Genomic DNA, 24,009 nt, shown 5'->3' on the forward strand with positions numbered 1-24,009 from the left:
TACATTTGATCCTATCGAGATTGATGGAGTAATAGAGACAACCAAATCAGATGTAAGTAATACTAATTTTCATTTAAAAATATGTATCCTCCCAATTATTTTATTTGTCTTATATGACGATACAACTGTAAACTAATAACGATGTTATTAGTTTACCTCATCATAAAAAGCGTTTTTAAAGTCATAACTGTTTGAATTTTTTAAATAAAAGAACTAATTTTAGTCAGCCAGTTACAGTAATGAACAGATATGCTCACAAAACGGGATATGGATATACGCAGAAACCTTTTGTTCTGCGGGATTGGTTGTTTCATTGATTTTTGTTCCCCTTAATCTTATTTTATTTTGTTTCTTTCTTATGTTATAAAGCAACTTTAATTTTTCTTATTTGACTAAATAACTTTAACTTCCATCGATTCTAATATACTTACGTTTTCACGGATAAAAATTTTTGTTTTTCTCCTTTTTCTTGATCTTTTTTCAGTTCACAATCCCTCTTGGTTTCTTATTTTTAAGCAAAAAAATAGACCTAATTATACTTGAAATTTCAAGAAAATAACTAGGTCTATATGCTATATATAGTTGAGACAGCACAGTTTATATGGTGGCTAATCCCAATAGAAATGGGGTAAGGCCTATGTTGATTTGTAACTTGCTCCCTAGAAAGGATAAGCTTGTCTGTTTTTGAAGCGCTAATGTTTGTAATAGCTTTTGCAACTTTAGCTCTGACAACTAGCAATCACAAAAACGACAAAAAATAACCGCAATTTAAACTTAGCCAGTTTGAACGGTTATTTTTTGTAACTATTTTTAAACTGAGCCACCTTCTTAAACGGTGCTGTCAAAAGGGAACTGTTCGCGCAGTTCCTTTTTTCATCTTCATTATAGCATACGCTTATTCTGCTATTCAATTTTCAAAACAAAAGAACTGTTGTTTTTTATTTTCAAGGTAATAATAACAAATCCTATATGCTATAATCAGTTGTGACAGTAAAGTTTAATGACGGTGGCTATCTAATCTGAAAGTGAGGTGGTGCTTATGCACATAATCTCAAACTTTAGAGAAAGGAGACGCCTTTTGTCTGTGGAAGCAGCGTTAGGGCTAATGATCAGTTTTGGATCTTTGATCGCAACACTGATTTTTGGCATTCTAACCTTAGCCCACAAAAACGACAAAAAGAAGTAACCGTCACTTTAGCGAGAGATTGGTTACTCCTTTTTGAGATAACTATATAACTTGCCACCGTCTTTAGCGGTGCTGTCAAAAGGGAAGTGTTGACGCAGTTCCTTTTTTCATGTTTATTATAGCATACCCTTTCTCTTTTGTTCAATTGTTTCATTATTCATCATTTAATCTTTCATAAACTCATCATTTTTCACACTACAAAAACGCTTCTTACCCCGACACTTTATTTCAGTAAATTATTTCTTATTTTTCTTTACAACAACTATCTGCCCGATAATCAAAATCAACGTTACTCCAAAGCCGCTTCTTAGAAAGTCTCGATTCAGTAAATATTCGATAAAAATACCTATTAAACTGGCTACTAACGCCACAATGATAATACTAGCGTATGGATGGTTTTTCGTATACTTTTTCCAGTTTTTATACAAGAAAACTCACTCCTCTATATTATTCCGGCTATAGCTATTCCAGCATCATTATAGCTAGTTCTCGTAGGAAACCAGCCTAACCTTTTTTAATTCTATCTTATTTTCTTGAAAATGCTGTATTAAGCGCTGATTCTAAAGTTGCTCAACGTAAATCAGAGATAATCTTATAGTATTTTTTCATGATGTTCTACCATAGTTTTTTATAGTTAATGTTTTAAAAAACGTCTTATGATTATTTCATATCCCCACCCAATGAGCATAAGTATGCCTATTCGTAAATAAATAGGAAACTGATAAATAAGATATGTGTTAACTAATTCAAAAATGATTAATAAGATTAAAATAGAAATAAATGACCAACTTTTAGTGATATACTTCATCTAATATCCCTCTCTTTATGAATTTATTCCGCGCACTCTAGCCTTAGTCGTATTCCAGATATTTACTAATAAGTTGACCCCATATCATTGTGAGGATGAGTTTGAGCTTTAGATTGAATATAACCTATCTCTAAAATGACGGTTTTACTATTTTGGAACAGATTAGGTGCTGTTTATTTTTCTATTGATTGAGTGAGACACATAAATACCGATTTTCAACGTTTGGTCTTATTTATTTTGATTGTCTTCATATATTCTAATTCTTTTTTTACATGAACAAGCATATAATAATCTTCAACATAAAGGCTTTTTACTAATATAAATAAATTATTCGATTTAAAAATCCCAAAAATGAATGTCAGTGGAAAAAGACTGATTAGAAAAGTACTAAAATTTATACTGCCTTTCTCAAAAAAATTTTGGATAAGATAGATCGTGATAGGAAAACACAAAGCTACGATAAAGTTTTGGTAAATACTTAACATACTGGTTCCGTGGTTTTCTTTCTTTTTGATCAAGTATTCCACATCAAAAATCAATTGATTGATACTTCGTTCGTCGAGCATTCTTTCAGCTTTTCGTTTATATAAATAATTATGGTATTTTTTAGGACGACCATGCTTTGTTCGATATCTTTTATAGTAACAGAATAACAGAAACGCAGTCGCCACGATGAATTGGTAAAAGATTGTTTCAATATTATTATAAACATGAGGCTTCCCAGTTAAATATAAAAAACTACTACCCAAAATAACTAGAATAAATAACGTATTAATCCATAGGCTAAGAACATATAAAAACAGATAAAAGGGTTTGATTACCCACATGTTTCTGAATGAACTTGCTTCTCGATAGATATCCGTATAAAATTTCATTGCTTCAATTTGCTTTACTTTGAGTATTTTTGTCATTTATCCATTCTAGAGTCCTTTCTTAATCACTTGTTTGAACTGTTTATTCTTTCTATTGAAAAATTGACGGGGAATTATTCCCAAGTATGGCTGCATCACATATTTTTTGTGGATTTTTTAAACTATAACGCTGTCTTAGCGTCCATAGTATTGGCTAGCATTCAATCGAAGTATCACTGTATTAGTATATGTAGAGATTTTGGAAAAAGAATCGCTGACTAATGCAATCATTCCGTTGTGTTGAACTTTTCTGTATGAACACAATGTAAGGAACATGCTTTAAATAGATGGCCGGTTTTTCCATTCCGACAATTAATTATGATTCCTTCGCTACATTTGGGGCATATTTTTATACCCATTGGCAAAGAATTTAAAAGCTGAAATTTTAGCATCGTATCTGGTATGATTTGATTTAATAATTGTAATAACCCGTAGCGATCATACCACTCGATTTCTTTTGCTTTTTCATTTTGTTCAATTTCTTCATAGACCTGTTGATAAAAAAATGAAGTGGTGATAAACATTTTTTTATCCCAATTTTTATTTGAAATTCCTGAAAAATTAGTGATATCTTTACGTCCAATCAGTGTCGGTGTGGGTTTTGCGTTTAAGCGATTGGATTTTGCTTGTACCGCGATCCGCTTTTTTTCTTTCGTCAAAATTAAATCGACACCCCCATCTCCCACATACTTACGATGATCTTTGACATAACTTTTCTTCGTTATCTCAACCCCGTATCCTGCTAATCGGAAAGCTGCTGCTAAAAATTGCTCAAAATGTTCTCCTTGCCTCACTCGATCATCTTGGCTACTACCGAAATCTTTATCCATGTCACTTAAAAAGTCGATTACGATCTTCTCATCTTTCTTTTGCACAAAAGACGTTTTTCTTATTTCTAAGTATTGTTTGGAAACCACTTCTTGAGCGCTGCTTTCCAGTTGATTGGCTTCTTTGAATTTTTGTAAGAATTTAAAAACCATTATTTTCTCCTCTCGCTTATCGTTCTGACAATTACATTGTAAATCAATAACAAGAGTATTAATTTGTTATATAATAAAAATTTTTAAATAAATTTTATTAAAAGAATCAATCCGTTGATACTTCGCTTACTAGAACTATTGTGAAGATTACAGATTTTTTAGGCATTCTCGTTGATTATCATTGATTTGAACTATCGTTTACTGGGTATCATTCCTCTCCTATACTCAAAGAAACTTTATCAAAAAGGCTCGATTATATTTTAAGGAAAGCTAACTTGTGTCCGAGTCACACAAAGGATTTTTCCTATTTGGAAAGATCGAATTGTTACTTGTTCTTGTGTTGATCAAAAATTTAGATCTACAACAAACATCCGAAGAACCTCGAAAATAACTTACATCATTTTCAGGTTCTTCGGATGAACTTGGTTATAGTAGTGGATGGCTATCTTGCTTTGCAAGGTTTACTCTAAAAAATAACCATTCAGAGTTTTTAGCCAATTACTTAAAACAACTGCGTGTACTGACTCGCTAATCTATGATCCTTGATTTGCTTATTGGTAATAGAGTTGGCGTTTGTTTGAATCGAAGTGTCGTTATTCAACTTACTACCAACGTGGCTATTCGGTAAAACGCTACATAAACTAGCCCCTCGCTCAATCAAGTCAGCGAAGGACTAGTTTTTTAGTAGATTTTTGATTGTAAAGTACCCTTAGTTCAAATCTTTCTTCAATAAATCTACCTGTCTACTATATTTAGATTTATTTCTTCATTGTCGCTATGCCCATTGTTTGTGGGATTTTTAGGATTTCAATGATTGGCAGAAGCATTAGCGCCCCTAAAACAGCAAAGCCTAGGCTATAAGCCAGTGGGATCGACAGCTGGATTTCCAATAAATGAATCACCAACGTAATAAATGATACCCCTAATCCTTGAGCTAAAGATTGGACAACTGTATTCAATGTATTGGCGCTATTGCGTTCTTGTGGTGGAATTTCTGATAAACTTAATCCCATAAACGCTGTGAGTGCGAGCGAGCGTCCGATTCCTGAGGCAAAAGCTAGTAACATAATAATCGCTGGAAACGTGGTTGATTCAATGAAAACTAAACAGAAAGAACTACTCAAAATCATGAGGAATGACGCAATCAATGCCCCTTTGTAGTTAAGTGAGCGAATAATCGATGTCGTGAAGGGTTTGATCCCAATATTTCCAATAAAAATGAAAATAACATAACTTCCTGCAACGACTGCTGACCAATGAAAAATATTTTGTAAATAGATCGTCAACAAGTATGGCATCGCTCCGACAGATAACCAAAGGATTGCCCCACTGGTTTGGCCGATTCTAAAAGAAGTTTTTGATAGGGCTTTTAATGAAAATAAGGGTTGTTCGACTTTATTTAAATGTTGATATGTGAACAAAAGAAATATTATTCCACTCACGATACACACAATTCCTGCTATCTCAAATGAAAGACCGTCTCGTGAAGATAATTCTGCACCGACTACAAGTAAGGTGGATGCCGTTGCCATTTCCACAAAACCGAGCCAATCAAATTTATTTTTGATCAGGTCATGGTCTGACGGAATCAATGAATATCCTAGGATCAAGATCGACATACCGATTGGCAAATTGATCAAAAAAATCCAATGCCAAGTTAAATAGGTAATGATTGCTCCACCCATTATAGGAGCGATCGCAGGTGCGATTAATGCTGGCCAAACAAGATAACTCGTCATTTTTAATAGTTGGTCGACTGGCGTTTTTTCAAAAACGATCAATCGTGCAGTAGGTGTCATCAACGCTCCAGAGAAACCTTGCAACATTCGCATTCCTAAAAGAACCCCAAAACTAGGCGCAAGGGCGCTCCCTAATGAACTAATGGTAAATAGGAAAACAGCCAGAAGCCAGATTTTTTTCTTACCAAAATAATTGGCTAACCAGCCACTCATTGGGATAAAAATCGCCACTGTGACTAAATACGCACTGATTAAAAGTGAGATTTGTGACATATTTGTTGAAAAAGTGGTCGCCATTTTGGGTAAAGCTGTTGTAACAATCGTACCATCTAATATTTCCATAAATAAACTCATTGCCATTACTAAGGCAATTTTGATTTGTTGAGACATGCTCATTCCTCCATCTATCGCCCTTAATATATCTTTTAGATATATATATTTTTGTATAAAAGAGACTGTAACTAATAAAAAGTTACAGTATCGTTGCTTTTTTATGACGTTTTAAAATCGACCTGATGTTAAGAACTGTCACGCTTTGTTCTACACCATGATCATGCTTATTCTTCCACATAAGGCAGTTCTGATAGAAAATCTTCTGCCCACTGGATTGCTAACTGGGCTTTTCCAAGTAATAATTCTAACTTTTTAGTCGCATACCAATGATCAATTTTTTTTACTTCGTCTAGTTTTTTTAAATAGCCCTTGATTTCGTCAACCGTGATTTGTTTTTCACGTATGTAGACCATTAACAATTCTTTTTGTTCGTCTAATGAGAGATGTTGCATCGAATCGAGTTTGATTAAATAAATTTCTTCTGTATGAGCGCCACTGGGAACGTCTTGTTTCATTAATTCAAAAAATCGTTGACGTCCTTTATCAGTAATACTGGCAGTCTTTTGTGTACGGCCTTCTTCATTAACAGTAATAGTGACTAAGCCATTTTTTGCCAACTTGTCTAACAATGGGTATAAAACACCAAAACTGACTTTGCGATTTTTGCCTAAAGAAGCCTGCATTGCATTTCTTAAGTGATAACCATTTTGTGGTGATTCCATCAATTCTCCTAGAACAAACAGTTCATTCATCATGTTTCTTCCTCCTTATCTATCTTTTAGATACAAGAATGATATATCTAAAAGATGCATAAGTCAATCACTTTTCTTTATTAAGGTAATTAAGCAAACCCACTTTGCCATTCACATTCTTTCTTTTCTTAGTTCACCATTAAATAACTATTTTTATATATAATTAATATTAAAAAACATTTATTCAAAACAAAAAACACATAATTAAATAACTTTAATAAAGGAACTCTAAGAACCATTACATGGTATAATGGGAAAAAATTTAGTAGGTGTTAAAATGAGAATGTTAGGAAACTTGATTTGGTTTATTTTTGGAGGCTGTATCGGTGGGATTGGTTGGTTTTTAGCAGGAGTCATTTGGTGTATAACGATCATTGGTATTCCAATCGGGTTACAATGTTTTAAGCTGGCAACTCTTAGCTTTTTCCCATTTGGTAAAGAAGTGATTTATAGCGATAGTGGGACTTCTTTAATTATCAATATCATCTGGTTGATTATCAGTGGACTCCCATTAGCGATTGCCCACGTGATTAGTGGTCTTATACTCTATATTACGATCATTGGTATTCCATTTGGTAAACAGTCGTTTAAATTAGCTAAATTAGCGTTGATGCCTTTTGGTACGAGAATCGTTCTAACCAGATCTTATTATTGATTAGATAGTTAAGAACCTGGTAACAATTTCTAGATCTAATAAAGCCGAAGAATGTCAAAAAAGAAACAATTTTTGAAATCTTCGGCTTTTTTGTTTGGACAACTTTTAAGAAACACCAGGATCAATTATTGAAGACAACATCAACTATAGATTCACCTCTTTGATCACTGATTGTTCATATTGTTTCGTGCCAGATGATTTGCTGTTGTGCAGCTAATGGTTCTTTAATCATTGTTAAGACTTCCTCTTCAGTCAAAGCATCAGGGTAGTCACTCCAGATAGCAAAATAGGCACCTTGTACTTTTTTCATTTGTTCGTTTGTTAATCGTTGATTTTCAGGAAATTGATCAATCGTCCAGTTGTCTTGAATTTTTTGAGCTGTAGGATACTTATAACTGGCACCTTCTCCTAAAACAAAATAGAAAAATTGATCGTTGACATTGATCAATTGATGGTCACGAGTGAGAAATTCCCCCGCAGTCGCCATTGTTGCTTGATGTTTTGTCCAATACGTAATTTGAATAGAAGGTTTTAATTTACTTTTCATGAGCAGTCCTTTTTTATAGACACCATCATTCCAAATTCTAGCTTTTTTACCTAATGTTTCGACATAGTCTGCTAACTCATTGATGTAGTCGATGAAAACATCATACTGACGGGTTGGATCGTGGTATTTAGCGATTGCTTGTGCTTTTAGTGCCGGATATTTATCCAACTCTGAAAATTCAATGTATTCGTCAGCCCCTAAATGGAAATAATCGGAACGATGAAATAACTCTGCATATTCTTTTATCATCTTTTTGATCATGGCGACCGCATCTTTTTTGGTGATATCAAGGGCTCGATTAGTCGGAAAAATCAAAGAATCTTCGCCTTCTCGCTCCATTTGCCATTGTGGATAGATTGCCAACAACCGTTGCAAATGACCAGGACTATCAAACTCTGGAATCACAGAGATCCCCTTTTGCTCCGCATAATCAATCAAATCCGTCATTTCCTGTTTCGTCAAAAATTTCTCTGATGTGATTTCTGGAATTGTTTCGCATTCCAACCGAAATCCTTCATTATCAGAAAAGTGAAGTTGCAAAGCATTCATTTTCAATGAAGCCATGTAGTCTACAAGTTTTTTCAGAAAATCCATTGAATAAAATTTACGTCCAATATCTAAAATCACGCCACGCTCTTTTAAAGAAGGTGCTTTTGTAACAGATATTGGCTTGTTTGATTCATTCATCAAGTAGCATCCACTCCTTATTCTGCCATTAGTTGCCAACAACCAATGCCCTCTATCGTTTTTCCTGGTACTAAAGTTTCTGATCCCATTACCTGATTTTTTTCAGACAGTTCTTGAATGGTAAAGTTTCTATAATCCAATCCTACCTCAGACAGCAATAAAGATGAAGCGTTTTCTTTATAAAAAAAGTAATAATCGCCATTTTTCTGGGTCACATACCAGCCTTCAGGGGAATCAAACGGTACTGCTCTTGTCTCATAGATTCCTTCGCCATATTTTTCCAACCAATCGCCTAGTCTTTCTAAAATCGCTACCGCTTCTGTAGGTAACTCTCCATTTGGTTTAGGTCCGATTCCTAGTAGTAGATTTCCTCCTTTTGCAACGATCTGGACGAATGATAGAATAACTTCTGCTACTTCTTTATATTCATCATTTGGCCAATAGCCCCAATTTTTGGTTAATGGGATATTGCTTTCCCATACTTTGACTGGTGGTTGTTCAGGTATTTTTCTTTCTGGTGTCACATAGTTCTCATAGGCCCCGCCAATGGTTCGATCGACAATCAAGAGATCTGGCTGAGAATGCCTGACTTCACTCGCTATTCTTTCCATATCGAGTTGTTCATTGCCCTGATTCACCCAGCCTCCATCTAACCATAAGATATCAAGTTGGCCATAATTTTGGCTAATTTCAGTGAGTTGATTCGTAACAAACCGATCATATTTCTGCCAGACTTCAGGCAACTCTTTTGGGTCATAATTTGCGTATCGCCCAGTCGCTTCTCTTTCTGGCAACCAATAATAAGAGCTATGCCAATCTGGTTTTGAATAATAAGCACCTGTCGCTAGTCCTTCCTTTCTAAAAGCGGTGACAACTGCCTTAAAAATGTCTGCTTGAGACGCTTTATGGTAGGGACATGTCGCTGCAGTTACTTTATAATCCGAATACTTTGTATCATACATTGTAAAGCCGTCATGATGTTTTGTTGTAAAAATCATGTAGCGAAAACCAGCTTGTCGGCACAGCTTTGCCCACTTAGTTGGTTCAAACTTATAAGGATTGAAACTATGGATCAACCCCCAATAATCTTCTCGTAATTCGACCATGTTCGTGCGCCAAGGTATTTTTCTTGCCCAGCTGTCTTCTTGTGACAATTGCCAAGACTCTACAATACCGGGAATACTATACAGCCCCCAATGAAAGATCACTCCCAGTTTTTGATCTTGAAACCAATCGAGTTTTTTTTGGATATTAGCGGGGAACTCCTGGTAATGATCTGTTTCGCTTTGATGGTTTTCGACAATGTCTTTTCGCAGCTTACGGTCTTCGTTTTCCTGTTCAACTGCGGATACACCATGTGCTTTTTTCATGATCATCAACCTTTCTAAATAATTGAATACTTTGTTTAAAGGTAACTGTTTCAACTGTCAAATGAACTTCTCTTGGCAATACTTCTTTAAACGTTTCATCTAAATAGTATAACTGTTCTTTTGTTAGGATAATTTCAATCATTCGTTCTTCCAATGGGGTTAGATGTACTTTTTTAAATGCGAGCAATTCTTTTTCTCGTGGGGGAATAAAACCTTGTTGTTTTTTCCCGTAAATTTGAATCGTCTCTGCTCCACTATGATTACCTGTGTTTTTCAATCGACAAGAAACCTTAATCGAATGATCTTGATGATCGGTAAAGAGTACATCGGTCAATTCAAACGATGTATAGCTTAAGCCATAGCCAAAACGATAGATTGGCTTTTCAGGATAATCGGTATACGTTTCTTTAAATTGAGTATTTCGATAGTTATAATAAACGGGTAATTGACCTGAATGCTCGGGAATCGTAAACGCTAATCTACCATTCGGATTTTTCCCAAAAAGAACATTCGCGATCGCTTTTCCTCCGTATTGTCCTGGATAGCCAGCGAAAAGAATCGCTGAAACATATGGTTCAATTGCTGAGATACTATGAGGTCGACCTTCAATCAAAACGGCAATGACTGGTTTTCCATGTTTTGCTAATTCCTTGACTAGTTTAATTTGGCATTCCGGTAGTTCGATCGAGGCTAGGTCAATATTTTCCCCACTAGTCATTTCTTGTGATCCCTGTAATGCAGCGCCATTTTTAGCAAAAGCCGTTGAAAAATCTCTGGCACTGGACCCACCTAAAGTCACGACAATGACATCTGCATTTTCAGCTACTTGATTTGCTTCGTCTAGTCCTTGAGGTAGATCAGTTGTGATCTGACAGCCTTGAGCAAAAGCCAATTGGGTAGTTGAATTTGCCGTGTGCTCTTCGATCCCCTGCAATAGATTGCAACATGATGCTATTTTTTTAAAAGGCGTGTAATCACCTAATAGATGATAGATATTATTCGCATGAGGTCCTACAACTCCAATTTGATTTAATTTCTCTTTTTTCAAAGGTAATATATTGTCATTTTTCAACAATACTAGACTGTCTTCTGCCAAAGCTGTACACAACGTTTCTTTTTGTGCCGAAGTAAAAGAAACTTTCGATGAACTTTGGCTAGAGAAAAGACCTAATTCGCTTTTCAACTCAAGAATTCTTAAAACAGAACGATCAATCACTTCTTCACTTACCAGCCCAATAGCCACTGCTTGTTCTAGATAAGGAAACACCTCGTCCCATAAGCTAAGATCAACTCCACTAGAGATGGCTTTGGCTGCAGCCATTGATGGATCGCCACAAGTTTCTGCCACTCGATCTAATGCACAACCATCGGCCATGACGATTCCAGAAAACCCATATTCTTCTCGTAAAATTTCTTGTAACAAATGGGGATTCGTGTGACAAAATACACCATCAATATCGTTATACGCTGCCATACAGCCTTTTGCGCCAGCTTTAATTCCTGCTCGAATAGCGGGTAAATGGATTTCCCTTAACTCACGCTCTCCGATTGCCACTGGACCAGAATTATGTCCTCCCATGACGTTTCCTTGACCAGCCAAATGTTTTAACACAGCTTTAATTTTTTGTTCTTTTTGTAAACCAGTTACAGCTGCTTGGGTAAAGGCCGCTGTTAGATACGGATCTTCACTAAAACATTCTTCTGTTCTGCCCCAGCGTGGATCTCTTAATAGATCTAAAGTCGAAATCAGTCCAAGATGAGCCCCTTTTTCCTGTAACTCAGCAGCCACGACTTCTTGCAATTGTTGGTAAAGTTCTGGATTCCAACTACATCCCACTGAAAAATTCGTTGGCAAAGTGGTGGCTTCTAAGGCTTGATGCCCATGAGGACATTCTTCGGATAATAAGACCGGTATTTTTAAACGGGTCTCTTTTTTCATGTATTGTTGGATCATCTGACTGACTTCTTGTGCCTCACTGGTTGTTAATCCAGTCAGCTCATTTCTTTCAGACCAAGGATCGGCACGAAATACCCCATAAATGACACCGACCGTGCCATATTTTTTCACTTCATTTTTGAAATAGTCCGTCAAAAAAAGCTTTCCGTCTTTTTTTTCGTAGACTTGCCAGCCATACAATCGTTGATTCAATTGTCCAACTTTTTCTTTTAGTGTCATTTTTTGCAACAATTTTTGCAAATCACCCATCATTCTGCTCCTTTAATTGGATTTTGAAGGTATGGATCTCGTAAGGTTTGAACACCACAGTAACTTCATGATCATTATCTAAAGCGACCGTTTCAATTGGGTTTTCTAATAGATCGCAAATCTGCACATGTTGTATTGGCTGAGAAAACTTCAAGACCGTTGTTGTTTGGCGATTTTCAAATTCATAAGCCCGCATAATGATGGATCCATCCGTTTCAGCTTTCTTTAAGGTTTCCAGACAAATGTTTCGTTCTTGACAGTTCACCCACGAACCTTCTGGTAAAGTTTTCTGTTCTTGACGAACAGCCAAACAAGGGATATTTAATTGACGAGCTTTTTCTTGGGTCTTCGCTTCCTTCCACGTTTGAGCATGGCAATAAAGCGAGTAGGTGAACTGATGATTTCCTTGATCTGCTGTTTCATAAGGATCTGTGGCGGATTTGATCAATGAGACTCCTAAATGTTGGTATTGAGCATCAAAGCCATACTTTGAATCTGTCAATAATGAAATCCCATAGCCATCATCGGATAGATCGACCCATTTATGTCCACATACTTCAAACTTTGCTTTGTCCCACGAAGTATTTTTATGCGCCGGTCGTTGTAGATTGCCAAACTGGATATCATAAGTCGCTTGATAGGCATTAACAGGCACTGGAAACTCCGCTCGAAGGAGACTATGATTTTGCTGCCAATCAACCTTCGTTTCAAAATCGATTCGTGCTTTTCCGTGAATCAAATGGATGTATTGCGTAATGGTCGAATCATAAAACTTTCTAACAATTTTCAACGTATCCCTAATCGGACCTTGGTCAACAATTAATGCCTCTTGAATATCGGTGATGATTGTTGGTTTATTTTTATAGTAAAAGTCAATGTCCCATGCATCATAATTTAAAGGCAGATCTTCGTAAACCAGTAGTTCGTTCACTGCTTTCTTACCAGCGATTTCTCGTTGGTTCTTTTTATCGAATGCACTGATCATACGATAGTGTTCGTCGAATAAAAGACTAAAGTCTTGTGTCTCGTATTGCTTAGTTAAAGGAGTGGTTTCCGTTTTAGTCGTGACTTCACGATCTGATTTTACAATAGTGTAATAACTCCCACCGAGAGCAGGTAAATGATCGAATCGTCCTAAGAATTGTCCATCATACGTTTTTTGGCTGACAATCGACTGACCTTGATGTTCCAGACATTCTCCTGACTCCAGTGGTAATGGAACGATGACTTGTTCACTTACTCCGCTAGGGTTGAACAGATAAAGAAACTGTCCTGCATCGTGACTTGGCAACACTGTGTCAATTAATTGATTCATTTCAGTGAAAAGTTCGTGATAATCAATATCTGTCTGATCATAAACTTCTTTGATTCCGCTTCCTGGAAGAATATCATGGAATTGATTTAACAATAATTGTTTCCATGATTTTTCCAACATTTCAGCTGGATATTTTTCTCGGGCAAAGATACTATATAATTTTTCAACTGTCTGTAATAACATTTCACCAAATCGATTGTTGCGCTTGTTTTTCCCGATGGAGGTATACGTTCCTCGATGGTATTCAAAATACAGTTCTCCGAGCCACTCTTTTTCCTGATGTTTGGTCATTTTTTCTGAGAGTTCTTCAAAAAAATCAATCGCTGTGCTTTCAATGACTTGGGGCATACTTGGCAAACCTTTTTTCATGCGTTTCAACGTTTCCAACATGTCTCGTGTTGGTCCTCCGCCACCGTCTCCATAACCGTAAGCGATCAGAATACTGTCATTGACATCCTTATCTAAGTAGCGTTCCCAACTTCCTTTCACCGTATAAGGATCGAGTAGTCCATTGTAAGTCGTATAATAAGGTGTCGGGCTATAACCGTCACTGATTGTCGTAATAAAATGAGTTAGCGCTCGGCTACCATCTATTCCTTGCCAAAAAAAGCTGTCATAAGGGATCTGATTGAATTGATTCCAAGAAAGTTTTGTTGTCATGAAATAGGGCGTGTTTGTTTTTTTCAAAATTTGCGGTAAAGCTGCAGAATAGCCAAAAACATCTGGTAACCACAAAATTTGACTTTCTTGACCAAACTCTTCGCGTATAAATTGTTTCCCATAAAGAAATTGACGGACCAATGATTCACCTGAAGCAAGATTACAATCTGCTTCTACCCACATAGCCCCTTCTGGAATCCACTTGCCTGCAACAATTTTTTCTTTGATTTTCTCATATAGTTGCGGATAGGTATCTTTGATCAATTGATACATTTGTGGTTGACTCTGAATGAAAGTCAGTTCATCATATTCCTCCATTAATTTCAATACAGTCGAAAAACTACGTTCTCCCTTTTCAACCGCCTGCATCACTGTCCATAACCAAGCCAAATCGATATGTGTATGACCAACAACCAAGGCACGAGGAGCATTTTTTACTAAGCCTGTTTGATAAAATGCACGTTCTAAGTGTTCTTTTGCTTTCATTAATCCTTGATAATATTCTGAGCTATAAGGTTTATAAAAATTCAATTGATCAACTACTTGTCCTAATTCTCTTTCATAATAGATATAATTCGAGTCATGCTCGTTTAGCGATCGCCAACTATCCAATATCACGAACAAATCGTAATAGAGTTCATAAGTCAAAGGATCGATCAACCTTAGCTCAACCGTCAAAGGATATTTTTTTTCCTCCCGACCTGAAAAAACCTCGATTTGCAATGGAATCCGATCTCTTGAGGCATATTCTTTGGGTAACCGCAAAGTCCTATGGTTAACATCTAATCCTTGGATCAGCTGATCATCAAAATACACTTTTATTTGAGGGTTTGTCGTTGAATCCCATTCAGTTAGTGAAGAAAAGATTGCTAAATCGACTGTTTGATTTTGAAATTCATTTGGTAAACAGAGTTCTCCTGCAATTGTATAGTACTGATTTTTTTCGCCAAAATAAGCACCTCTTTCAAATTCTTTTGTCCCCGTTTCAGAATGAAAAACTAAATTCTCTACAGGTATCGCAGTTTTGATCATGTTCTTTTTTAACTCTATGATGATTCGTTGCACACGTTCAAATTCTAGTAATTTTTTCACACTATTCCTCTTTTCTAGTGAAAAGCCAGGAAACAACTAAAAAAATTGAGCTCCTGGCTTGTACTATCTGTATTATTTTTGTTCTTTTTTCCAACTATCATATTGTGTTTGCATTTCCGTGATAATTTCATCTAGTCCAGCCGCATTCATTTTTTTCTTCATATTATTCAAATTCTCTTGTGTTTCAACTGAGCCAGTGTTGATCAATGCTTTAAATTCTTCTTGTACGTTATTCAAAGCAGCAAGTTGCGTTGTCACAGCTTTCGTATCAAAGTTGAATCCAAGTGCTGGGGATGCTTCTGCTTGCTCATTATAAGATTTCAACACTTCCCATTCGTCTGTTGGCGCACCTTCTTGGTGATAAAGATTGAAGTAATTCCCAAACATATAAAATGGCATCGTATAATTACTATGAGCATCTAACCATTTGATTGTCTTCTCCCCAGTTTTTTCATAATGTATTCCTTCAATACCATAGGATAAGAGGTTCATCAATTTTTCGTCGGTATTCACAGCTTCTAATAGCTTCATCGCTTCTTTTGGATGTTTCGAGTTCGCACTGATCACCGTACCGCCACCCATTGCTGAAGCATTCGTCACAATTGAATCTACCATAGGCGTTACCACTACATCTTTTTTCACTTGGTCTTTGACTGTTGCTGTATCAAGTGGTCCCATCACGGTTGAAGTAACAAACCATTCTTTCCCAACAATATCGGTTTGTTTTGCCAGTGCTGCATCTTTATTCACATAGCCTTTTTTCATAAAATCTCTCACTTTTTCAACCCGTTCAACGTATGGTTTCTCAAAATAATAATTGACGATCTTCCCTTCATCTCCTTCAAGGTTGATCCCAACGGATGTTGATAATTCATCGAATTTATAAGGGTTTCGGTAACCTTCAGACATGTACCAAGGATTGATTCCTTCTTTTTCCTTGATCGTTTTGAGCCATGGTTCAAGTTCATCATAGGTTTTGATTGATTCGTACGGAACATCATATTTATCAACTAGTTCTTTATTGAAGACAAAATATTCCGTAGCAGCGATTTCTTTTTGCGCTGGTACCCCATATATTTTTCCATCAATGGTGGAACCTTTCCAAAAATTCTCGTAGATTTCAGCTTTTAATCCTTGGTTTTCATTATCAAGTAATTCTGTGATATCGTACAATGCGCCCTTTCGAGCATTGGTTAAATAATTAAATCCTCCTAGCCAAGAAGCAGTAAATGCGAGATCAAAGCTTTCTCCGGCATTGACCAGTGCGCTCATCTTTTGGTCATATTCACCCCAGTCAATTTGATTAAGAGACACTGTGACATTATATTTGTCCTTTGTATACTTATTGACCGCCTCATTCACTTTTGCCACATCTTTTTGTGGAATACCCGTTATGTACCAAGTAAGATCCACCGTACCAGACTCACTCGCATTACTGGTTTTGTTACTTGAACATCCTGTTAAAAGACCTCCTGCTAATAATGCAGCTCCTAGCAATACAAATTTTTTCATTATTTTTCCTCCTATACTATTCTTTCACTGCGCCAACAGTTAAACCACCAATAAAATATTTTTGAAAAAAAGGATATGCAATCAAGATCGGTAAAGTAGCTACTACTACCACCGCCATTTTGATCGTTTCAGTGGGTAAAGCACCGGTTTGGGTCATCCCCATTTTTCCAGCATTGTTTGCAATAAATTCAATATTATTCTCCATCTTCATCAACAAATACTGTAACGGTACCAATTGATTATTATCGGTATAAAGTAATGCTGAAAACCAATCATTCCAATAGCCTAAGGTTAAAAATAAGGCAATGGTTGCGATACCTGGTAACGATAACGGAAGTACGATTTTAAAATAAATCAACCACTCACTGGCACCATCGATATATGCTGATTCAATCAATGCTTCTGGGACAGACATTTGATAAAACGTTTTCAAAACCATGATTGAAAACGTGGACATACACAAAGGTAAAATCAATGCCCAGATAGAGTTCCTCAACCCTAAAACATTCACAACCACAATGTAATTACCAATCATCCCACCGCTAAACAACATGGGTATCAAAGAATACCTTGATAAAAACCCTCGATAAGCGTAAGTCTTTCGAGAAAGGGTATACGCAAAGGTCGACATTAAAAACACACCGATGACGGTCCCAATGATCGTAATGAAAATCGTTGTACCGAAAGCGGAAAAAATCGCTCCTTCTTCAAAAATTGCTTGAAAAGCTGCTAGGCTCCATTTTTCAGGTAGCAGTCGGTACCCGTTTCGTTGGATCGATTCTGAATCAGTAAAGGCGATAATACAAACTAAAATAAAAGGAACAGCAGTTAAAAAGGTCAATATCCCTAAACCCAGACTAATCAAAAGGTTATTTTTTTTACTGATTCGTCCAAATCGGTTCAAAGATTCACCTAGTGTTTTTTTTGCTTCCACTCTTTTTCCTCCCTTAAAAGATTCCTTGTGTTTTATCGATTTTTTTGACGATCATGTTGGTTCCTAACACTAAAAAGAAACCAACTACTGACTGCAACAGTCCACCAGCAGCCGATAAACCGATATCTCCCATAGACGACAATCCGCGATAGATATAAGTGTCAATGGTTTGTGTCACATTGATAAGCGCCCCTGAATCTTTTGGCACTTGATAAAACAATCCGAAGTCTGTCCGAAAGATCCCCCCTACTGCTAAAATCGTCAACATAATGATCACCGGTTTCAACATAGGAATCGTGACATACCAGATTTGTTGGAATTTTGTTGCTCCATCAAGATTAGCTGCTTCGTAATAAGATTTATCAAACCCGCATATTGCGGCTAAAAAAATAATCATATTGTAGCCCATCGTTTTCCACATTTGTACAACGACTAAAATATAAGGCCAATACTTTGCTTGCATATAAAATTGGATCGGCTCTTTCCCAATACTTATCAAAAACTGATTGATAAACCCATTTGTCGGGTCCAAAAATGCAAATACGATATAACTGACAACGACCATCGAAAGAAAGTAAGGAATAAACATGACACTTTGATACAATTTTGATAGTCGCTTACTGAAAATTTCATTTAACAATAATGCAAGGATCAATGGCACGATGATTCCCATAACAATGAACAGCACATTATAACCAACCGTGTTGCGAATAATCAGGCTAGCATTCCCACTTTTAAAAATAAATTCAAAGTTTTTAAAAGCGACCCAATCACTCTTCATAAAACTCTCAAAAAAATTACCACTTAATCGAAAATCTTTAAACGCCACTAAAATCGCAAAAAGTGGAAAATAGGAAAATATCGCAAACCAAATGATTCCTGGTAAAGAAAGGAAAAATAAAGGTCGGTTTTTTTTAAATGTTTTTAACACACGATTTTCCTGCTTCTTTTTGACAAATGTTGCTGCTAAATTTTCTTCCATCCTGTTCAACTCCTTATCTACGTTTATCATAAAGTAAATAAAGCGCTTTCTCAATTTGCGATTTTATAGATTTATTGGCAAAATTATAGACAATATTTTTTGTATGTAATAAAGACACAAAAAAGAAGAGTCTGGAATATCACTCTTCTCGAAAAATGATTCATGATTTCATTATTGGTTTTGCTACGCCTTTATTAGTCATAAAAAATGATAAAAGAATGATTTTTCATTTTAGGTTCAACGGCTCTCTTTCATTTTCGAACTTGCGTGCTTTATTGGGGGTTATTCCGTATTCTTTTTTATAATGACGATAAAATAAACTGATATCATCATATCCTAAGGCTTTTGCGATCACAGTAATTCTTTCCGTACTCTCTTTGATTCGCTGATTGGCTTCTCTCATACGAATTTTTTTATCATATTCACTAAAACTCATATTCAATTCTTTTAAAAAAAGCTGTCCAAGATAGGCTGGATTCATATGAAATCGCTCAGCTAATGATTTTAAAGAGTAGCGTTTCGTGAAATCCTGATTGACTAGATATAAGATTTGGTCAATCACTGGAGAATGACTTTTTGTGGTACAACTTATTTCAGTCAGTTTTGAACAGATCGTACCTATCTTTTTCTTAAAAACTGATTTGTCTGCTGTCTTTAATGCGTAGATCAATGGTTGTAACTCTTGATAAGCTTGTTCTTGTTTTTCCAGAGTAGCAATCCCTTTGTGAAGTGCGATCAGCAAGTAATGACATACTAACGACTGAATCGGATGGTCTTTCCATTGATCAATATTGGCAATAGCTAATTGTTGGAATGCTTCAATCGATTGGTTTTCAAGATAAGCTAAACTTTTAAAATAAATTTTCTGCGTTAGTTGGTATTCGTTGATCAATGTAGTTTTAGGAAATAGATCAATGACTAATGGGTTTTCCAAAATATTTTTACTTTCCATAAATGGTTCAATACTTCGATAAGAATGCGTGATCTCAATTAATGAATGGCAGCCACTACCGATGACCGCAAATAAATCAAATGTCTCACATAAATATTGAATACTTAACCGATAATGTTGTTCTTCTTTAGGAGAAAAAAACAAAAGAAGTTTATTCGGTTCCAATAAAAGGCTATAAGGTTGGACGAATAATACCGATAACTGCTCAGAAACACGTTCAAAAAGTTTATCATTATAAAAAGCACCTTCTAGGTAAGTGATGGTATAATTTTGCCAATCCGTGATTGGTTCAAGGATGTCCTGCCATTTTGCTAATTCCGTTGACGAAATTTCTTGATGCAGCAATTTCCGCAACAAATTGACACGAAACACATCAATCTGTTGATTGTTCTTCAAATGCTGAAAGAGTTTTTCTTCTTTTATTTCTCTTGTCAACTTCCCAAAAGTAGTGGCTAACTCAATAGGATCGACTGGTTTTAAAAGATAATCACTGCTTCCAATGAGAATGGCTTGTTTCAGATAACTAAAATCATCATAACTACTGATAAAGATGATTTTTATTTGTTTTTGTACACAACGTGCCTTTTTAGCAAGTGCCAATCCATCAATATCAGGCATTCTGATATCTGTTAATAAAATATCAATAGCTACCTCATTTAGGATTTTCAATGCTTCAATACCGGAAGTTGTTTTAAATGTCGTGAAATTTTTTGTGTTACCGGTTGTTTTTTTTAGCAGTTTCTCAATTCCTTCTGTGATTAACGGTTCATCATCAACTAGTAAAACATTCACACGATCTCCCCTCCTCTTTTTTTAGGCATGGTGATTTGAAATTTCACATAATCTTCTTGCGTAGTAAATGTTACGCCATACTGATGACCAAAGCGTTGTTTGATTCGATAATCTACCCCAAATAAGCCAGTAGAAGCAGTCATCTCCAGATCATGACTGTTTTGAGCAAGTTGTTTTTGGATTCTTTGTTTTTCTACTTTTGGAATTGGCTTTCCGTTATTTACTACTTCAATGTATAACCGATCATCCTTTTCAAAACAATGGATCTCGATGAAGTTATCTTGGCGTTGCGAATCAATCCCGTGATGAATAAAATTTTCGATGATTGGTTGGATCGTAAATTTCTCAATCAGCAAAGATTCAAGACTTGGATCACAAACGATATCATAAAATAGTGCATCTTCAAAACGTATTTCAAAAAGACTAAGATAAGCATCACAATATTCCAGTTCTTCCGCTAAACAAATGACATCTTTTCCCTTGATCAATTTACGGTATAATGTTGCAGCATTTAAGAGCATTCCTGCCACTGCGTGATCTTCATTTAGTTCTGCTTTCATTCGAATTGCTTCTAACGTATTGTAAAGAAAGTGTGGATTGATCTGAGACCGAATACTTTGGATCTGATAATCCTTTTGTTTAATCTTACTTTTATAAACTTGATGAATCTGGTCATTTAACTGATACGCTAATTCATCAATACTAGAAGAGATCAAAGAAATCGCATCATCACTTTTATAGTCGTCTGATTGAGCGAACTTTTCAGGGTCAAAATTCCCTGTTTTTACTTTGGTAATTTTTTGAGTTAGTTGAGAGAGTCTTCCCTCTATTTTTTGCAAATACTGAAATAGAAATGGGAAAAAACCTAAAAACACAAGGATGGCAAAAAAAGAGTAGACAGTATAGATCAAAGAATATTCTGTAAAAACATTGGCATACTTTGTCGTGGCTGTAACCACGTAATGTTCTGCTTGACGTTGGTCTAGAACATATTTTGATTTTATCTCCGGTGGAATAGAGTTGTTTTTGTAGAAAACTTGAATATTGCCGTTGTTTCTTAACACTTGATAATGAATCTTTTCAAATAATGGAGAAATATCATAATAAAAATAGACATCTGCTGCGTAACTTAAATCTGTTTCTTTATGTAATTCTTTGTGAAATCCAATCAGATTTCTATTCTTATTTATCTTAAAAATTTGCTTTTTTATCTTTTCGATATCGTTTGGGTCTGCTAGATGAAATTTATCCACTTTTTTCATCGTGGTTGTCTGATCTTTTTGAAAGACTACGCTACGTTTCGTTTGCGCATGATAAATAACTACAGTTGACAAATAATCATTCATTTTAAAGGACTGATTAACAAAATTTTGGGTTCCATTATACTTTGAACCGGCATGTTTCATGTAAGTAGTCGTTTTGTATTCATAGTATTCCGCGAGTGATAAATTAGTAATTTGCCTCAAATCTTCCAAATCAGGTTGTTCCGCATACAAAAGCGCCAACATATTATCTGTTGCATTTTTCATCATCATAATTTCTGTATAAAAATTTAAGTTGATTTCCTTTAGATTTTCATCTCTTTTTTGATGGAAAGAAACTGTGATGAGATAAATAATAAAGAATAACACTAATAAACTAACGCTCATCCACAACATGTAACGATTAAAAGCGTGTTTCAAAAGGTTATGTTTAATCCTCGTTATGCTTTTAGTCATTTCTCTGATCCAATCCCTTAATACTCGCTATCCGAGTTTGTAAAAATGGTGCATAAAAAGTTAAAAACAAGTAGCAGTAGCCACTAAAACCGACAAAAAAGAAGATAGCTGGCGAGCGTGGAAACAATAAAAGAACAAATAACAGATAGGCAATCGTAAAAAGCTGTAATTGCCATTTCTGGAAAGATAAAATCATCGCATTCAACAACGTTTTTAAAAAGGTGTTTTGGAAAAGGATCGTTTCCATGATAGCAAAAGGAAGGATCAACATCCCGTAGACCGCTAAAATAGCATAAATAATGACAAATATAGAAAAAATTGGAGAAAGTTCAACCATAAAAAAGAGAAATCCTATTGAAGCAATCAGACTGATGAGCAAATAGACAGGTAAACTATCCCAAGAACATGCCTTAGCGATGCTCCGCCAAAAAAATCGGAGATTGCTTTCCTGTTTCTTAATAATAAACTGATACAGCGATTCAAATAGTGCGATCAATGAAATAGCAAACAGAATCATAAAGAGACCCATTAAGATTAGATATAAAGTAACTCCTTGATAAATCATCAAATAAAGGTAACTAAACAGCGGTAAATTTACAACAATAAAAAAAAGATTGTTTATGATTACATAAATGATCTGTGATGCTACATCATATATTTTTTCTTCCCTTGTCATTTGAATACCCTCCCTAACCAATGTACTATTTTACGTATCTACCTTAACATAAAAGCGTTTTCTTGTAACGGCTATTTCAATTAATTTTTCTCTTTGCTCATTCTTTCTTTTCTTCATATGACCAACTAATATAGGATGTTCTTTCTTTTTGCGAACAAAACAGTACGCATTGATTCAACTTTTAAAAAAGGTATCCCAGCTTTTGTCTGTAGACTATTTCCAGATGATTTTTAGACTTCCAAAATAACCGTTTTCTCTCTGACTCTTTCGTTCAAATTTTACTTCAACATCTATATGTCCTTTCAATTATTTAAATATTAAATAAAAAAAGTCTAATAATTTATTCTTTTATTCTCTTTATCCACACATTGATTCTTGCTATACTAAGAACGATTGAAAGTTGGAGGTGATGTGTGTGAAAGTGTACTATATTGAAGATAATGTATTCCATCAAGAAGAATTTCGTAAACAATATAATCGTAGTGCTAATTTAGCAGCAATTTCGTTAACCATCCCCTTGCCTTCTCAATTAGAAAAATTCTATGCTGACCTTGATTTTATGCCTATCCAAGACTCAGATATTTTTATTGTTGATATTGAATTGAACCGTTTTCATTCTGGGATTGATTTTAGCAAAAAAATTCGTCAGAGAAATCATTCTTGTTACATCCTGTTTTTGACGAATGACACAACTAAAGGGATGGAGATTATCAATCAAAATATTCGAGCAGATAAATACTATAGTAAAAAAGACATCATGGAAGCTGTAAACGGCTTGGAAGAATTATTGTTCAACCATTCGAATTTGCAACAAGGACAAAGTAAACTCATTAAAATCGAATCACTTTCTAAAATCTATTTAATCGACCCTAAAGAAGTCAATTACTTAAGTAAAATCACAGGTTCTCGTTCGACTATTGAATTTTTCTGTCAAACAGAATTTTTTTTGATTCATGGAAAAATTGAAGAACTAAAACAAACGTTTCAAAACTTTCATTTTTTCAATGATTTGAAGAGTTACTCCATCAATCCAGCTAACATTAAATTAGTAGATAAAAAAAACAATGAAATTGTGTTTAAAAATGATGATACCTTGATCCTTAGCCGTCGAAGCATAAAAAAATTAGTGGATTTTATGGAACATCTGAAAAATGAAAATCATTTAGTTCATTAGTTCTATACGTACAACAAAAAGCCACTTG

General features: G+C 35.3%; 18 protein-coding genes. 3 read left to right on the plus strand and 15 right to left on the minus strand.

What is annotated here, in order from left to right; translation table 11 throughout:
• Positions 1-1,039: 1,039 nt before the first annotated feature.
• A complete protein-coding gene (locus tag IGJ11_RS07635; RefSeq protein ID WP_081186522.1) occupies positions 1,040-1,186 on the plus strand; it encodes a putative holin-like toxin in 147 nt (48 codons plus the stop codon).
• Positions 1,187-1,422: 236 nt separating this feature from the next.
• Here the strand turns inward: IGJ11_RS07635 and IGJ11_RS07640 are convergent, their stop codons facing one another.
• The 5 genes from IGJ11_RS07640 to IGJ11_RS07660 form a co-directional block, all read right to left on the minus strand.
• A complete protein-coding gene (locus IGJ11_RS07640; protein WP_010718919.1) occupies positions 1,423-1,614 on the minus strand; it encodes a hypothetical protein in 192 nt (63 codons plus the stop codon).
• Between the two features lie 595 nt (positions 1,615-2,209).
• Positions 2,210-2,905, minus strand: a complete 696-nt coding sequence (locus IGJ11_RS07645) for a hypothetical protein (RefSeq protein WP_237558412.1) — start codon at positions 2,903-2,905, stop codon at positions 2,210-2,212.
• Positions 2,906-3,132: 227 nt separating this feature from the next.
• Entirely contained in the window at positions 3,133-3,885 is a 753-nt protein-coding gene (locus tag IGJ11_RS07650) for a restriction endonuclease (RefSeq protein ID WP_207431964.1), read from the minus strand.
• 758 nt (positions 3,886-4,643) lie between these two features.
• Positions 4,644-6,014: an MFS transporter gene (locus IGJ11_RS07655; RefSeq protein ID WP_207431962.1), complete on the minus strand. Its 1,371-nt coding sequence runs from the start codon at positions 6,012-6,014 to the stop codon at positions 4,644-4,646.
• A 167-nt stretch (positions 6,015-6,181) separates the two neighbouring features.
• Entirely contained in the window at positions 6,182-6,712 is a 531-nt protein-coding gene (locus IGJ11_RS07660) for a PadR family transcriptional regulator (protein ID WP_063627230.1), read from the minus strand.
• Between the two features lie 274 nt (positions 6,713-6,986).
• Between IGJ11_RS07660 and IGJ11_RS07665 the strand changes: the two genes are divergently transcribed.
• Positions 6,987-7,364: a YccF domain-containing protein gene (locus IGJ11_RS07665; protein WP_010718913.1), complete on the plus strand. Its 378-nt coding sequence runs from the start codon at positions 6,987-6,989 to the stop codon at positions 7,362-7,364.
• Positions 7,365-7,539: 175 nt separating this feature from the next.
• Here IGJ11_RS07665 and IGJ11_RS07670 read toward each other — a convergent pair whose 3' ends face one another.
• From IGJ11_RS07670 to IGJ11_RS07715, 10 genes are all read right to left on the minus strand, one after another.
• A complete protein-coding gene (locus IGJ11_RS07670) occupies positions 7,540-8,598 on the minus strand; it encodes a family 20 glycosylhydrolase (RefSeq protein ID WP_251849160.1) in 1,059 nt (352 codons plus the stop codon).
• A gap of 17 nt (positions 8,599-8,615) precedes the next feature.
• The gene (locus IGJ11_RS07675; protein WP_207431958.1) at positions 8,616-9,968 is read right to left on the minus strand and encodes an alpha-L-fucosidase; all 1,353 of its coding nucleotides are present in this window, start codon (positions 9,966-9,968) and stop codon (positions 8,616-8,618) included.
• The gene (locus tag IGJ11_RS07680; protein WP_207431957.1) at positions 9,937-12,174 is read right to left on the minus strand and encodes a glycoside hydrolase family 3 N-terminal domain-containing protein; all 2,238 of its coding nucleotides are present in this window, start codon (positions 12,172-12,174) and stop codon (positions 9,937-9,939) included. Before IGJ11_RS07680 ends, IGJ11_RS07675 begins: the two co-directional genes overlap by 32 nt.
• Positions 12,167-15,241 carry an alpha-mannosidase gene (locus IGJ11_RS07685; RefSeq protein WP_438772474.1) on the minus strand — a complete coding sequence of 1,025 codons (3,075 nt, stop codon included), beginning with the start codon at positions 15,239-15,241 and terminating at the stop codon, positions 12,167-12,169. Before IGJ11_RS07685 ends, IGJ11_RS07680 begins: the two co-directional genes overlap by 8 nt.
• A gap of 72 nt (positions 15,242-15,313) precedes the next feature.
• Entirely contained in the window at positions 15,314-16,753 is a 1,440-nt protein-coding gene (locus tag IGJ11_RS07690; RefSeq protein ID WP_207431953.1) for an ABC transporter substrate-binding protein, read from the minus strand.
• A gap of 16 nt (positions 16,754-16,769) precedes the next feature.
• Complete coding sequence (locus tag IGJ11_RS07695) at positions 16,770-17,687, minus strand: carbohydrate ABC transporter permease (RefSeq protein ID WP_010737756.1); 918 nt, start codon at positions 17,685-17,687, stop codon at positions 16,770-16,772.
• A gap of 13 nt (positions 17,688-17,700) precedes the next feature.
• Positions 17,701-18,669 (minus strand): ABC transporter permease, encoded by a 969-nt coding sequence (locus IGJ11_RS07700; protein WP_063627236.1) that lies wholly within the window; start codon positions 18,667-18,669, stop codon positions 17,701-17,703.
• Positions 18,670-18,895: 226 nt separating this feature from the next.
• Positions 18,896-20,413 (minus strand): response regulator transcription factor, encoded by a 1,518-nt coding sequence (locus IGJ11_RS07705; RefSeq protein WP_010737757.1) that lies wholly within the window; start codon positions 20,411-20,413, stop codon positions 18,896-18,898.
• Positions 20,410-22,062, minus strand: a complete 1,653-nt coding sequence (locus tag IGJ11_RS07710) for a sensor histidine kinase (RefSeq protein ID WP_438772476.1) — start codon at positions 22,060-22,062, stop codon at positions 20,410-20,412. Before IGJ11_RS07710 ends, IGJ11_RS07705 begins: the two co-directional genes overlap by 4 nt.
• A 61-nt stretch (positions 22,063-22,123) precedes the next feature.
• A complete protein-coding gene (locus tag IGJ11_RS07715) occupies positions 22,124-22,807 on the minus strand; it encodes a hypothetical protein (RefSeq protein WP_207431948.1) in 684 nt (227 codons plus the stop codon).
• Between the two features lie 409 nt (positions 22,808-23,216).
• On the opposite strand from IGJ11_RS07715, the gene IGJ11_RS07720 reads away from it, so the two are divergent.
• On the plus strand, positions 23,217-23,981 hold the full coding sequence (locus tag IGJ11_RS07720) for a LytTR family transcriptional regulator DNA-binding domain-containing protein (protein ID WP_192924244.1): 765 nt from the start codon (positions 23,217-23,219) through the stop codon (positions 23,979-23,981).
• Positions 23,982-24,009: the final 28 nt, after the last annotated feature.

It is taken from the genome of Enterococcus sp. DIV0691 (genome assembly GCF_051711145.1).
GTDB lineage: Bacteria > Bacillota > Bacilli > Lactobacillales > Enterococcaceae > Enterococcus_B > Enterococcus_B hirae.

What these genes read in the sequence shown, in the direction of transcription:
- IGJ11_RS07635 (WP_081186522.1), top strand. Translation starts at nt 1,040, where the DNA reads ATGCACATAATCTCAAACTTTAGAGAAAGGAGACGCCTTTTGTCTGTG.
- IGJ11_RS07645 (WP_237558412.1), bottom strand. Translation starts at nt 2,905, where the DNA reads ATGACAAAAATACTCAAAGTAAAGCAAATTGAAGCAATGAAATTTTAT.
- IGJ11_RS07650 (WP_207431964.1), bottom strand. Translation starts at nt 3,885, where the DNA reads ATGGTTTTTAAATTCTTACAAAAATTCAAAGAAGCCAATCAACTGGAA.
- IGJ11_RS07655 (WP_207431962.1), bottom strand. Translation starts at nt 6,014, where the DNA reads ATGTCTCAACAAATCAAAATTGCCTTAGTAATGGCAATGAGTTTATTT.
- IGJ11_RS07660 (WP_063627230.1), bottom strand. Translation starts at nt 6,712, where the DNA reads ATGATGAATGAACTGTTTGTTCTAGGAGAATTGATGGAATCACCACAA.
- IGJ11_RS07665 (WP_010718913.1), top strand. Translation starts at nt 6,987, where the DNA reads ATGAGAATGTTAGGAAACTTGATTTGGTTTATTTTTGGAGGCTGTATC.
- IGJ11_RS07670 (WP_251849160.1), bottom strand. Translation starts at nt 8,598, where the DNA reads ATGAATGAATCAAACAAGCCAATATCTGTTACAAAAGCACCTTCTTTA.
- IGJ11_RS07675 (WP_207431958.1), bottom strand. Translation starts at nt 9,968, where the DNA reads ATGAAAAAAGCACATGGTGTATCCGCAGTTGAACAGGAAAACGAAGAC.
- IGJ11_RS07680 (WP_207431957.1), bottom strand. Translation starts at nt 12,174, where the DNA reads ATGGGTGATTTGCAAAAATTGTTGCAAAAAATGACACTAAAAGAAAAA.
- IGJ11_RS07690 (WP_207431953.1), bottom strand. Translation starts at nt 16,753, where the DNA reads ATGAAAAAATTTGTATTGCTAGGAGCTGCATTATTAGCAGGAGGTCTT.
- IGJ11_RS07700 (WP_063627236.1), bottom strand. Translation starts at nt 18,669, where the DNA reads ATGGAAGAAAATTTAGCAGCAACATTTGTCAAAAAGAAGCAGGAAAAT.
- IGJ11_RS07710 (WP_438772476.1), bottom strand. Translation starts at nt 22,062, where the DNA reads ATGAGCGTTAGTTTATTAGTGTTATTCTTTATTATTTATCTCATCACA.
- IGJ11_RS07715 (WP_207431948.1), bottom strand. Translation starts at nt 22,807, where the DNA reads ATGACAAGGGAAGAAAAAATATATGATGTAGCATCACAGATCATTTAT.
- IGJ11_RS07720 (WP_192924244.1), top strand. Translation starts at nt 23,217, where the DNA reads ATGTGTGTGAAAGTGTACTATATTGAAGATAATGTATTCCATCAAGAA.